Here is a 12,539-nt window from a genome sequence, read left to right as displayed (position 1 = left end):
GAATCAGGATACTGGAGCTAGAAAAATACACATTACTAAACTAGATCTCCACAACAGATCAAGAAACGACCCAATCACCTGCCGAGAAGCTGTTGATTAAATTGACAGCCTTTTTTTTGTTGAAGTGCTCAAAAGTGGGATTGCTTGTATCATTTTGAATAAATTCCACTTCATTTGCAGATTCTTTATTCTTAAATAGAGCATAACCCATCGACCAGTGCTTGAACATTCTACCTTTAATGCTAGTCATCATAATAATATTAATGTCTTTATGTCTGGTGTCGTTACAAATAACCGAAAGTCTATTCTTGATAGCATTTAGGTTGCCTTCTAAAAACTGCAAAAAATAGCCATCCTTATAGAAAAGAGCACCGGTGATGCTCATTTTTCTATTGTTTTCATTAGATTTATTGATAATACATTCTATATCTGATTCGTCTAAATTTTCTGTTGCTTTAGATGTATAAATAACCATCACATCTTTAGATGCATTTTGATTAAGCTCAGAAAAAACAATTTGCATGTTGTATTCGTCTATATGAGCTTTTATTGAGTCATAAAAACTAGAATCTTTTAAATCAATTTTTGTATGTGTTGACAGTGAAAGCTTTTTCTTTAAAGCTTCAATAGAAACAGGTTTTGCTAGAAAAAAATTACAATCCATAAGCTGAGTTTTTAGTACGATGTCTAACGTAGATTCACCACTCACTGCAATGATAGGGATGTCTCGTTTTGCAAGAGTTCTTCCTGCTCTAATTTCTCTAATGATATCTATACCTGAATGATTATTCAGAAAGATATCTGAGATGAGTATATCAATTTTATTACTTTTTAGGATTTGTATTGCTCTTGGTAAATCTAATGCACTATAAGTGATACAATCTTCAATTCGTTTCACGATTGATGTTAGATTCATTTGCATTGCGGGTGAATCATCTACGATCAGTATGTTTCGCATGAGATATACCTATCTTTAATTTTTCCGACGTTTTACGAATCAGATTATGAATTGGATTTGTGAGAAATGCAGTTCTTAGACAATTCAAATAGCATCACCCGACACAAATTCCTCTTCAACATGCAGCAGGTTATTGAGTTGATTCAAACGTGCTCGTTCTTTATTCTGGCAAGTCTCTGCGACAGCGTGAATGCGCAGTTGCCAATTTAACTCTCCGCACTTGAACAGCAAAGATACCTGGGGTTGATGAACTGTGTGTAAAATAGTTCAGTTTGACGTAAAGTCATCTTACATAAAGCCCCTTTGAAGTTGAGGTGAATTGATGGCAATAGCGAGTGCCGTTCATATCTTAGTAAAAACCGAAGAAGAAGCTCAAAAGCTGAAAGAAAAGTTAGCCAAAGGAGCCGACTTTTCAGCTTTAGCAAAGAAACATTCTATCTGCCCTTCAGGAAAGCGAGGAGGGGACTTAGGCGAGTTTCGAAAAGGCCAAATGGTCAAACCCTTTGATCAAGTCGTTTTTACCAAACCCTTGTATAAGGTCCATGGCCCTGTAAAAACTCAGTTTGGTTACCATTTGATCAAAATTTTGTATCGAAAATAGGGTAGGCACAAAAGATAGATTGTTAGCGTCACTTTATCTGTATCATAATTATCGAATGTACAAAATCGCATTGAACTTGATTTACGGACACTGCCATATCTTGTTCGATCAGTGCTGTTTCGATGCAATGAGCATTTTTATCCTTATGTGGAATATGAACTACCCGTAGCTAAAGCTATCGGGTTTCCAAGACCAAGGGCGACCCCCAAGTCCATTGTTGTAAGAAAGCATTAGCAGGACCTGCCATCTGTTGATGGTCTTATTCCAGCCGACTAACCGTGTTAGTCAGGGGAGCCTGTATACAGACGGTCCCAGTCTTTCCTGATTTTTATACTGATGCCAGTTCACACACCAGTGGTGGGTCAGCCACCTTTTTCTTACGCCTAGTGATGGTCTTACGAGACTTTGCCTGATCAGCAAACGCACTCTCTTTGATGTAAGTTACCGTCCGCTGGGCGACAACCTTTGCCGCGTTTTCATCCGCGTTCTCTACAACGCCACAGTGGTGACACATGAGCGTTGCCTGATCAGGACGCGCAGTGTCACGACTACCACAGACATGGTGGGTCATTGAGCTATGAGCAGCCCAAACCTCTACTGTAGCCTTACCATAGTCTACAGCTTTGTATTTGATAAAGTCGCCTAGCCGTCCCAGCGCGACGTTAAGCAGGCTGCGGTTTAGCCCACTTTTCGCATGGGCGTTGTTCTTTACAAACCTCCGCCCTTCCTGTTTTGGCTTGGCACGTTTAGTCATACCCTTAAGGTTCAAGTCTTCGAGACCGATAATCGGCTTGGCCGCGATCACTACCTGCTTAGAGGCACGGTGCGCAAAGCCCTTGCGTACGTCTGCCATCTTGGCGTCTGTTTTAGCAATTTTAGCCGCCAATTTACGCTGTTTGGCAGTCTCACACTTATGCCTATTTTTGTTACCATTAAGGCGCTTCTTACGTGCCAGAATACGCTGATAGTGCGCCTTCTTCTTGACTTGCCTGCGGAGACTTTCAGCTTCTTCAGGACTGTAGGTGATAGTCAGACCATCACTGGTCTGGATCGGGCGTACAACGCCACGATCTATACCCGTGACATGGCACAACAACTCTTCGTCACTCAAGTGTGCATAGCTTCTCAGCAGCGCTTCGTTGCTGGTATTCACCACCCCGTCATCATAAGACCCAGACAAATAAAACTTGGCTCCCTGCCGACTGATACGGAACTGTTTGGCCAACTGTTCTGGGATGTAGGGTAGCTTCACAGAAAAGAGCTTCTGCCGCTTTTTCGTAGCGTTATCAAAGATAGTCAAGAGGCTACCGTGCTCGCCCAGCGGTTCAATGATGAATAGCTCGCGTGTCAGTAGGACGCTGCGTTTCTTATGACGGCCCTTCATTTTCGGAAACTTACGCAGGCCAGCCCGCGCTGCCTCAGCGTCACTGAAGGCTGCACTAGCGGCGTTACGCAGTAATTGCACCGGCACTTCGCGAAGGAACTCCAGTCCCTGTAACTTTTTGATGTGGCTGTAGCCCTGAGCAATCTCGGAGCCTTTGCCATCCGCTAGAAGTTCCCTGTACTCACCTATCTTCTGATTACGCATGACGTTGGACGCACCGATCCACTGAGCGAAGGTTGTCGCTTGGTTGCTACGTAACCGCTCCGAGATACTGATGCAAAATCCACGTATAGCCACTGATTTGACCTCTTGTACAAAGATAACATCAACAGTAGACTGGTAGTAAAATAATGTCAACCATGAGGTTTATATGTACGAATGGAGAACAGGCAGAAGCTGTATTTATAAGAATCAGGTACATCTGGTCTTTGTTACGAAATACCGCAGAGACGTGTTTAGTCTGGAAATGGGGGAAGTGCTGCGTACAGTGTTTACAGAGACTTGCGCTCAGATGGACTGCGAGCTTATGGAATACAGTTTCGAGGATGATCACGTATACCTGATGGTGCAGGTTCACCCTAAGCTGGCCGTGTCTAATCTGGTTGGTAAGCTGAAAGGTAAGTCCAGCTACGTCCTGCGTCGCCAATTCTGGGAACAGGTAAAGACTAAACTGTGGGGAAAAGCATTCTGGTCACCTAGCTACTGTGTAGTATCTTGTGGCGGCGGAAGCCCTGAGGTGGTAGCAGCTTACATTAAGAATCAAAGAAAGCCTCCATCAGAGAAGGCTGTTAAACAAAGTAAGGCGATTGCCGGTAAGGGTAAGTAAAGCTGCGCTTTACACCGGGCTTGACTCGCAGCTAAAGCACGCGAGAATGCACCCGGAACATGTTCAATCACTCAACAAACGATGGTACATTGATACCGAAACTTGTGCGTGTCTGTTAAATGACTCAAGGTTTTGAATTTAGTTTGACCTAGTAAAAGCGGGTATATTAAACAGTGCGTCAGAAATTTATTAAGATGATCCACTCACGATGGAGTTTTCTGATACCTATTCCTTTATGGGCGGGTGTGATTGGGATCATATTCTTTTTCAACATGCTTACATTGAATGACGCATCCTACGAAATGGCTCGCCAACGTGGCGAAGTCGCCTTTAATTTGGTGCAAACCATGCGGCACTGGAATTCGCTTCATGGTGGAGTTTACGCTCCACTGACTCAAGAAACACCAGAAAATCCCTATTTAGAAACATCAGAAATTACGATTACATCTCCAGAAGGTGTAATGTTGACAAAGATCAATCCAGCCTATATGACCCGACAAATAAGTAATATTCTCGCTGGTAGTAATCTAGAAGTTCGTCTAACCAGTGATCGACTGATTAATCCTGATAATGAAGCCGATGATTGGGAAACGGAGGCTATGGAAATAGTCAAGCAGACTCGACAGGCTGAGTTCGTTCAAATTGATAACGAACGCTTCCGATATCTAGCACCGCTGTATGTCGAACCGTCTTGTCAGGAATGTCATACTGGATATCAAGTCGGAGATTTTCGAGGAGCTCTTAGTGTATCTTTTCCAGTTGAGGATGTGATGGTGATGACCAATGAGCTGCATCATCAAAGCCGCATAACTCATATGATCGCATTCATAGCATTGACACTCACTGGAATCTTATCCATTTATGGTCTGCGCCGCATTACCATTACATTGCATCAAGAACGTAGCAAGCGTGAGGAAATCATTGTTGAACGCACAGCCAGTCTTAATCAAGAGATTGAAAGTCGTCGAGCATCACAAAAACAACTTAACTATCTCGCGCATCATGATGAACTAACTCGTGCGAAAAATAGGCGCTGGATTTTGAAGCATTTAGAAAAGCTGTTAGCCCTTCAAAAAACAGATCCATCATCTGAGTCCAATATTGCCTTATTGATGTTGGATATTGATAATTTCAAAAAAATTAATGATCAGTATGGACACGATGCGGGTGACAATGTGTTACAGCATTTTGTGAAAGTTATTCAGAAAGAATTACGACAAAACGATCACCTAGGTCGATATGGTGGTGAAGAATTCATTATTATATTAAGAGGTGCTAGCAAAGAAAAATCGTTTGAGATTGCTGAACGCTTGCGTCAAGCTGTAATGTTTGAAGATTTTCGTTTTGATAACTTAACGATAAGCATTTCAACCAGTATTGGGATTAGTTTCAGTACAGCAGCGCATCCAGTTAATTCAAGTGAGCTTATTTCTCGTTCAGATCAGGCTCTCTATCAAGCAAAACGTGATGGTCGAAATCAGACGAATCTTTGGCACACCTAAATATAGTGCCACTGATGATTGACAATCCTAGCGTCAACTCAAGTTTAATCCCACACGGAATATATTTGCTGGGTGAATAACACTTTTGCTACTAGTCCCTTAAATGCTTAATCTAAGCGGTATGCTCGGCATAAGTCGCTAAATCAGCTAGCGAGATCTGTGTAACGATCAATAACTACAAAATGAATATGTGACATGATCACATGTTGGGTACAACAGATACAGGTAAACCTTTAGAGGGGGTTAGGCGAACTAATGAAATCGTTCGAATACCCACCCCCTGCAGCTGGTGCTGCAGGGGGTGGGGTTGAATCTGGACGCGGTTCGGATGATTGTTGTGGCGAGTTAATTGAGAGCCTTCATGGCGTCAAACACAGTGTGCGTGTAGGCGCCTTCTGGTACCTGAGTAATGACTGGAGACGAATCGCTGCCCAGAAGTACCTCTACAGTGCGATCAAATGCTGCCGGATCAAGATAGCCAATACCTTGCTCGCCGCTGCTCAGCAGTTGCGCGACCTCGGTCATCATGCGTACCTGATGTGCTTCGGTTTGAGCACCTGAATCATCATACTCCAGTACAATGTTTGCTGCGGCTTCTGGATTATCACGTGCCCATTCCCAGCCCTGTACGGTCGCTTTCAGGAAACGCGCCAGCGAATCTACTTTGGCGGGGTCTTCCAGGCTGCTTTCCAGTACATACAAACCGTCTTCCAAGGTGGCAACCCCTTCATCCTCGTAAGGGAAAAGTGTTAGCAGTTCAGGTGTTAAGCCACCGTCCAGTACCTGACCATACTCGTTATAGGTCATGGTGGAGATGCAATCAGCCTGTCCATTGAACAAGGGGTCAACGTTAAAGCCCTGACGCAGTACTGTGACACCCTGATCCCCACCAGTGGTATCGTATCCCAGTTTCGACATCCAGCTGAGGAAAGGGTACTCATTTCCGGAGAACCACACGCCCAGTGTTTTGCCAGCAAAGTCCTCCGGTGTTTCAATACCACTGGACTTGAGGCAGGTCAGCATCATGCCCGAGCGGTCGTAGATCTGACCGATATTGACCAGAGGTAGGCCTCGTTCACGGGTAGCTAATGCTGACGGCAGCCAGTCAACCACAACATCGGCACCACCACCTGCCAGTACCTGGGCAGGTGCGATATCCGGTCCACCGGACTTGATGGTCAGGTCAATACCCGCTTGTTCATAGAATCCCTGATCCAGAGCGGCATAGTAGCCCGCAAACTGCGCCTGAGTAACCCATTTAAGCTGAAGAGTCAGCTTATCATTTGCCTGAGCGGAAAAAGCGGCGGCTGCCAAAGCGATTCCGACAGCGGTGTTGGTGATCGTTTTTTTCATGCTTGTGCCTCATTTGACTAGGTTAGGATAAAACTTAGTGTTCACGTCTTACAGAGGGGTGCCAGAAGGTCACCCTACGTTCCAAAAGGGCCAAGGCCCCGTAACTCAGAGATCCAGCTAGGGCAGCAACGAATATCGTTGCCCAGACCATATCCATGTTCATGCGTCCAACTTGTGCCGAGATGCGAAAGCCCATGCCGACGATGGGGGTGCCAAAAAACTCGGCAACAATGGCTCCAATCAATGCCAGCGTTGAGTTCAGTTTTAGCGCATTAAAAATGAAGGGCATGGCTTGAGGGAGTTGGTTTTTAAAGAAAATTTGCCCTTTACCTGCCGCATAGGTATGCATCAAGTCGGCGTGTAATGGATCCACTGAGCGAAGCCCAGCGACCGTATTTATCAGCATCGGGAAGAAGGTCATGACGACCACGACAGCCGCCTTGGATTGCCAATCGAAACCAAACCACATCACCATGATCGGGGCGATACCGATAATCGGGATCGAGGCCATGAAATTACCCAGTGGCAGTAGCCCTTTTTGCAGGAAGGGACTGCGTACAACCAGCTTGGCGGTGACAAATCCTAGGCCGCAGCCCATCAGATAACCTGCTAGTACCGCCTTAAGATAAGTCTGTTGAAAGTCAGCCCAGAGCAGTGGCAGGTTGTTGCTCAGCGTGACAAGCACACGGCTGGGCTCTGGCATGAGTACGAGGGGAACATCATAACCACGCACGATGGCTTCCCAGACCAGCAGAATCATTAGCCCAAAAAGTGCGGGTACAGCTAATTGACACGGGCGCTGCCAAAACTTGCCTCTATCCGCCAGTTGGGTTAGTCGGCTCATCAGATAGGCCGCTGCCAACAGTGCAATCAGTAACACGGGTAATAGAAAGGAGTCTTGATAGAAACCTTTAGGCAAGCGTAAAGCGATCCAAGTTTGAGTCAGCAAAATGATGACGGCTAAAGAGGTAAATAGTCGATTCATCGTGTTAATCCTCGTCTGCGGAGCACTAGGCGTTCAGCCATACCTACTAGCGTAATCAGTGCCCAGCCAAGCAAGGCAGACATCACCAGAGCAGCCCAAATCTGCACCGTTTGGCCATAGTAGGAACCACTGAGCAGGCGAGCACCCAGACCACCCTGCGCACCAGTCGGCAGCTCAGCCACGATGGCGCCGACCAGAGCAGCTGAAATGGCAATTTTAAGGCTGGCAAACAGATAGGGTTGTGCCGAGAACCAGCGCAGCTTCCAAAAAAATTGTTGTCTGCTGGCGTTGTAGGTCATCATTAACTCGCTGTGTAGCTTGTCGGATGAGCGCAGGCCTTTAACCATGCCGATAACGACTGGAAAGAATGATAGGTACATGGAAATCATTGCTTTGGGGAGAACGCCGGTCAGATTCATGGAACCAAGTACCACCACCACAATAGGGGCAATGGCAAGAATAGGCACTGTTTGTGAAGCGATCACCCAGGGCATCAGACTGGCATCCAGCGTTCGGTTATGCACGATGCCGACCGCGATTAAAATACCCAATAATGAGCCTAGGGCAAAACCAAGCAGGGTGGACTCCAGCGTAATCATGCTGTGATATACCAGCGAACGGCGTGAAGTGACCGCTTGGTTGAGTACACTCTGGTATAGTTCCATTGCGACCTGATGAGGAACTGGCAAAGGTGGACGCTGAATACTATAAGCACCTTGCAGTACCTGAGTGTAAGTCCAGCTTTGACCTGTGCGTTCCAGCATGTTGATCATTTGGTTACCATTCATCAACAGTGCTGCGATATACCAGATCACCAGAATACCCAGTACCAGCGTCAGTACGGCGAAGCCTTGAGTTTGAGTGAGTGACTTCAACTGTGGTTTCATTGCCTGCCTCTCAATCAATCTGATGGTCACTGGCCAGTGCCTGACGTATTTCAGCGGCCAGTGCATGAAAGGCTTCGCTGTCGCGCAGACCCAGCGTCTTGTCACGTGGTAAAGGGCTTTCAATCACCTTGATGATGCGTCCCGGGCGCGGTGACATCACCACGATATGAGTGGACAGCAGCACGGCTTCCGGGATTGAATGGGTCACGAAAACCAGTGTTTTACCCGTGGCTTTCCAGATCTTCAGTAGTTCCATGTTCAGGTGGTCACGGGTGATTTCATCCAGTGCACCAAAAGGTTCATCCATTAACAGCAGTTCTGGTTCAAGACACAGGGCTCTGGCAATTGAAGCGCGTTGCTGCATGCCGCCAGAGAGTTGCCAGGGAAATTTGTGTTTGAAGTCCTGTAGACCTACCATTTTGAGATACTTGTCAATCTGTGCCTGGCGATGGGATTTTGGCTGTGCGGAAATTTCCATGGGCAAGGCACAATTGCTGGCAATAGTTCGCCATGGAAACAGTGCTGGTGCCTGGAATACATAGCCATACAAGCGATTCATTCGGGCATCTTGGGGAGAGGTGCCGCCAACATGAATAGTGCCACTGGTCTGTTGCTCCAGATCGGCAATGACGCGCAGCAGGGTGGTTTTGCCACAGCCAGATGGGCCGATAAAGGACACAAAATCCCCCTGATGAATATCCAGATTGATGTGTGACAGTGCGTGTACAGGCCCATCATTGGTATCAAATACCAGAGACAGATCGTCGATACCAATCATCAGACGATGAGGTTTTGCCGGACTGGATGTTTGCGGTTGCAGTTTGACAGCATGCATGACAGGTGTTCCTCTTTCGATCGAATCAGAGACTGCGTTCAACAGCAGTCGGCGCCTGTTCAGCGTTATATTTTTCAATGGCCTCAAAAATTCCCGGAAATGCTGGGCGCTTTATGTAACGCCCTACACCTCGTTCGGCCATCAATGTACCTTGCTTGAATACCACTCGTCCCTGGCTCAGAGTGTGGGAGGGGGCGCCGGTCACAGTGCATCCTTCAAAGATGTTGAAATCAATATTCTGGTGGTGTGTTTTAGCAGACAGCGTGTGCTTCTTGTTTGGATCCCAGACCACGATGTCGGCATCAGCCCCTACGGCAATACAGCCTTTACGCGGGAAGATGTTAAAGATTTTTGCTGTATTGGCAGAGGTGACGGCGACAAACTCATTTACCGTCAAACGGCCTTTATTCACGCCGGAGTCCCAGAGCACCATCAGGCGATCTTCAATACCGGCGGTACCATTGGGTATCTTTGAAAAATCCTCTTTTCCAGCCGCTTTCTGTTCAGCACAAAAGCAGCAGTGATCTGTTGCGGTGGTTTGCAAAGTGCCACCCTGCAGTGCTTTCCAGAGCACGGCCTGATGCTCTTTGGGGCGGAAAGGTGGACTCATGACATGAGCTGCAGCAAATGACCAGTCTGGATTTCGGTAGACACTATCATCCAGTTCCAGATGACCTGCCAGCACTTCACCATAAACGCGCTGACCTTCATGACGGGCACGGGCAATCTCATCAACGGCTTCTTTGCAGGAAACATGCACTAGATAGAGAGGAACCCCCAGCGACTGTGCGATACGTATAGCCCGATTGGCAGCTTCACCTTCTACCTCGCTCGGGCGTGAGAGAGGGTGAGCTTCCGGACCTTTTAGGCCAGCAGCCAGCAATTTGCGTTGCAGGTGATAGACCAGCTCACCATTTTCAGCATGCACGGTCGGCATGGCCCCCAGCTCTAGGCAACGATTAAAGCTGTTAACCATGGTTTCATCGGTCGCCATGATGGCGTTTTTATAGGCCATAAAGTGTTTGAATGAGTTGACCCCTTCTTCTTGTACCAATCGACCCATATCTTCATACACTGATTCATCCCACCAGGTCACGGCTACATGGAAGGAATAGTCTGCTGCTGATTTTTCAGCCCATTCCCGCCAGGTGTGATAGGCTTCCATCAAAGGTTGTTGCGGCGACGGAATGACAAAATCGATGATCATCGTGGTACCACCGGCCAGTCCCGCCGCTGTACCTGTATAGAAGTCCTCACTGGCAACCGTGCCCATAAAAGGCAGTTGCATATGAGTATGCGGATCAATACCGCCAGGCATAACATACTGGCCTTTAGCATCCACAATTTCGGTTCCTGCTGGGACTATAAGGTTGCTGCCTATTTGCTGAATTTTACCTTCATCACAATACACATCGGCCATCAGACTTTGATCCGCGTTGACCACCATGCCACCTTGTATCAATACACCCATGATTTGACTCCTTCAGAAAACGCTATGCGAACAGCGGTTCATTATTGCTGCGAATGGCAGGATCAATGCAATAATCTGACCAATTGGACAGAAGTTTGTGTTTTTTGTTTGTAATGCGCTGATTTTAAATGTGAATATTTTTATCTCTATGGATTTAGGGATTTATTCTTCAGAACTGATCGGGATAACTATGCACAATCACGGGGCTGAATGGCTCAGAAACGTGCATTTTTTGAGCATATTTGCGCTGTTTACTGTGCATTTAGTTACTTAAATTCTAGTTAATTGAGCATTAAGTTGATAAAAACCATATAGATAAATGTATTTTTATTCATATCCTGTCCATTTGGTCAGAAGTTTGCATGGCATTATTCTTGTATGTGCCGGTTCAGCACGATGCATTAGGACTGGTCGTCCAAATGGCAATAACAAATAAGGAAGGTGCGGTGTATGAAAGCCTTAAAAGTGAATAAAGCTCGTTTATGGGACAGCTTGATGGAGATGGCGAAGATTGGTGCAACGGATAAAGGTGGTTGTTGCCGATTGGCGCTGACGGATCTTGATAAGCAGGGTCGTGATCTCTACATCCGCTGGGCAAAAGAAGCAGGGTGTGCGGTAAAAATCGATCAGGTAGGCAATATCATGGCGACCCGACCTGGAGAGGATATGAGTCTGCCCCCAGTAGGCACGGGCAGTCATTTGGATACCCAGCCCACTGGTGGTAAGTTTGATGGTGTGTTCGGGGTGTTGTCCGGGTTGGAAGTGGTTCGCAGCCTGAATGATCTTGGCATCAAAACGCTTCATCCTATTGAGATTTCGGTCTGGACTAATGAAGAAGGTTCCCGTTTTGCACCGGCGATGATGGGATCCGGTGTTGTTTCGGGTCGCTTTACCTTGCAGGAGATTCTCGACAAGGTGGATGTGGAGGGTAAGCGTTTGGGTGATGAACTCAAGCGTATCGGTTATGCCGGTGAAACGCCTGTAATGGGACGTGAGTATCATGCCTTTTTTGAAACCCATATCGAGCAGGGGCCCTATCTGGAGGCTGAAGGCAAGACCATTGGTGTCGTGACAGGTGGTCAGGGGCAACGTTGGTATGATGTTGAACTGACCGGACAAGAATCACATGCCGGCACCACTCCGATGCATCTGCGTACCGATGCCCTGACCTGCAGTGCGACGCTGATTCTGGCGGTGCAGTCGATTGCGCAGCAGCATAAACCGGGATGTGGCACGGTGGGCTTCATGCAGGTCGGACCCAACTCACGTAATACGATTCCGGGTAAAGTGACCCTGAGTGTCGATTTGCGTCATCCGGATGATGCCGCGTTAAGCGACATGGATGCACAGTTGCAGGAAACAGTCACCAGATTGGCGCAGGAAACCGGTGTCAAGATTGAGCTGAAACCGATCTGGTATTATGCTCCGATACCCTTTGCACCCCAATGCATCGAGGCGGTGCGTACCGCAGCGGCGTCATTGGGTTATAGTCACATGGATATCATTGCCGGTGCTGGTCATGATGCGTGTTATGTCTCTGATTTTGCACCAACCAGTATGGTGTTTACCCCCTGTTTGAACGGTATCAGTCACAATGAAATCGAGTCGACTACGGCAGAGGAGTGTGAAGCGGGTTGTTCTGTGTTACTCAATGCCATGCTGCAGATGGCCGAGGTTGTGACGATTGATGGCGTTGAAACATCTCAGATACTGCGGAAGGTCAGTCAACTCTAAACG

The 12,539-nt window shown here is 47.0% G+C and carries 11 protein-coding genes; 4 read left to right on the top strand and 7 right to left on the bottom strand.

All coding sequences use genetic code 11. The features are described 5' to 3' along the window. Positions 1-58 precede the first annotated feature (58 nt). Entirely contained in the window at positions 59-958 is a 900-nt protein-coding gene (locus F7R24_RS13055; protein WP_151671706.1) for a BLUF domain-containing protein, read from the bottom strand. Positions 959-1,280: 322 nt separating this feature from the next. Between F7R24_RS13055 and ppiC the strand changes: the two genes are divergently transcribed. Continuing rightward, positions 1,281-1,559, top strand: coding sequence for a peptidylprolyl isomerase PpiC (ppiC, locus tag F7R24_RS13050; RefSeq protein WP_151671705.1), 279 nt, complete (start codon positions 1,281-1,283; stop codon positions 1,557-1,559). A 328-nt stretch (positions 1,560-1,887) separates the two neighbouring features. On the opposite strand, the gene F7R24_RS13045 is transcribed toward ppiC, so the two are convergent. After that, entirely contained in the window at positions 1,888-3,240 is a 1,353-nt protein-coding gene (locus F7R24_RS13045; RefSeq protein ID WP_276613255.1) for an RNA-guided endonuclease InsQ/TnpB family protein, read from the bottom strand. Positions 3,241-3,313: 73 nt separating this feature from the next. Between F7R24_RS13045 and tnpA the strand changes: the two genes are divergently transcribed. Both tnpA and F7R24_RS13035 read left to right on the top strand, forming a co-directional pair. Next, on the top strand, positions 3,314-3,769 hold the full coding sequence (tnpA, locus tag F7R24_RS13040; protein ID WP_151671703.1) for an IS200/IS605 family transposase: 456 nt from the start codon (positions 3,314-3,316) through the stop codon (positions 3,767-3,769). A 194-nt stretch (positions 3,770-3,963) separates the two neighbouring features. Next, positions 3,964-5,271, top strand: a complete 1,308-nt coding sequence (locus tag F7R24_RS13035) for a GGDEF domain-containing protein (RefSeq protein WP_151671702.1) — start codon at positions 3,964-3,966, stop codon at positions 5,269-5,271. Between the two features lie 345 nt (positions 5,272-5,616). Here F7R24_RS13035 and F7R24_RS13030 read toward each other — a convergent pair whose 3' ends face one another. Genes F7R24_RS13030 through hydA form a run of 5 tightly spaced genes read right to left on the bottom strand, consistent with a single transcriptional unit; the run spans position 5,617 to position 10,802 of the window. After that, the gene (locus F7R24_RS13030) at positions 5,617-6,624 is read right to left on the bottom strand and encodes an ABC transporter substrate-binding protein (RefSeq protein ID WP_151671701.1); all 1,008 of its coding nucleotides are present in this window, start codon (positions 6,622-6,624) and stop codon (positions 5,617-5,619) included. 34 nt (positions 6,625-6,658) lie between these two features. Next, entirely contained in the window at positions 6,659-7,609 is a 951-nt protein-coding gene (locus F7R24_RS13025) for an ABC transporter permease (RefSeq protein WP_151671700.1), read from the bottom strand. Next, entirely contained in the window at positions 7,606-8,496 is an 891-nt protein-coding gene (locus tag F7R24_RS13020) for an ABC transporter permease (protein ID WP_151671699.1), read from the bottom strand. Before F7R24_RS13020 ends, F7R24_RS13025 begins: the two co-directional genes overlap by 4 nt. A 10-nt stretch (positions 8,497-8,506) precedes the next feature. Continuing rightward, positions 8,507-9,331 (bottom strand): ABC transporter ATP-binding protein, encoded by an 825-nt coding sequence (locus F7R24_RS13015; protein ID WP_151671698.1) that lies wholly within the window; start codon positions 9,329-9,331, stop codon positions 8,507-8,509. 25 nt (positions 9,332-9,356) lie between these two features. Continuing rightward, on the bottom strand, positions 9,357-10,802 hold the full coding sequence (gene hydA, locus F7R24_RS13010) for a dihydropyrimidinase (RefSeq protein WP_151671697.1): 1,446 nt from the start codon (positions 10,800-10,802) through the stop codon (positions 9,357-9,359). 450 nt (positions 10,803-11,252) lie between these two features. Between hydA and F7R24_RS13005 the strand changes: the two genes are divergently transcribed. Further along, the gene (locus tag F7R24_RS13005) at positions 11,253-12,536 is read left to right on the top strand and encodes a Zn-dependent hydrolase (protein ID WP_151671696.1); all 1,284 of its coding nucleotides are present in this window, start codon (positions 11,253-11,255) and stop codon (positions 12,534-12,536) included. Positions 12,537-12,539: the final 3 nt, after the last annotated feature.

It is taken from the genome of Nitrincola schmidtii (genome assembly GCF_008973715.1).
Taxonomy (GTDB): domain Bacteria; phylum Pseudomonadota; class Gammaproteobacteria; order Pseudomonadales; family Balneatricaceae; genus Nitrincola; species Nitrincola schmidtii.
Note: the sequence above shows the minus strand (reverse complement) of the source record. Positions and strands in the feature narration are given on the sequence as shown.

Bases quoted from the DNA above. Each gene is read 5' to 3' on its own strand.
- F7R24_RS13035 (WP_151671702.1), top strand. From the start codon at position 3,964: ATGATCCACTCACGATGGAGTTTTCTGATACCTATTCCTTTATGGGCG.
- tnpA (WP_151671703.1), top strand. From the start codon at position 3,314: ATGTACGAATGGAGAACAGGCAGAAGCTGTATTTATAAGAATCAGGTA.
- F7R24_RS13030 (WP_151671701.1), bottom strand. From the start codon at position 6,624: ATGAAAAAAACGATCACCAACACCGCTGTCGGAATCGCTTTGGCAGCC.
- ppiC (WP_151671705.1), top strand. From the start codon at position 1,281: ATGGCAATAGCGAGTGCCGTTCATATCTTAGTAAAAACCGAAGAAGAA.
- F7R24_RS13025 (WP_151671700.1), bottom strand. From the start codon at position 7,609: ATGAATCGACTATTTACCTCTTTAGCCGTCATCATTTTGCTGACTCAA.
- F7R24_RS13020 (WP_151671699.1), bottom strand. From the start codon at position 8,496: ATGAAACCACAGTTGAAGTCACTCACTCAAACTCAAGGCTTCGCCGTA.
- hydA (WP_151671697.1), bottom strand. From the start codon at position 10,802: ATGGGTGTATTGATACAAGGTGGCATGGTGGTCAACGCGGATCAAAGT.
- F7R24_RS13005 (WP_151671696.1), top strand. From the start codon at position 11,253: ATGAAAGCCTTAAAAGTGAATAAAGCTCGTTTATGGGACAGCTTGATG.
- F7R24_RS13015 (WP_151671698.1), bottom strand. From the start codon at position 9,331: ATGCATGCTGTCAAACTGCAACCGCAAACATCCAGTCCGGCAAAACCT.
- F7R24_RS13055 (WP_151671706.1), bottom strand. From the start codon at position 958: ATGCGAAACATACTGATCGTAGATGATTCACCCGCAATGCAAATGAAT.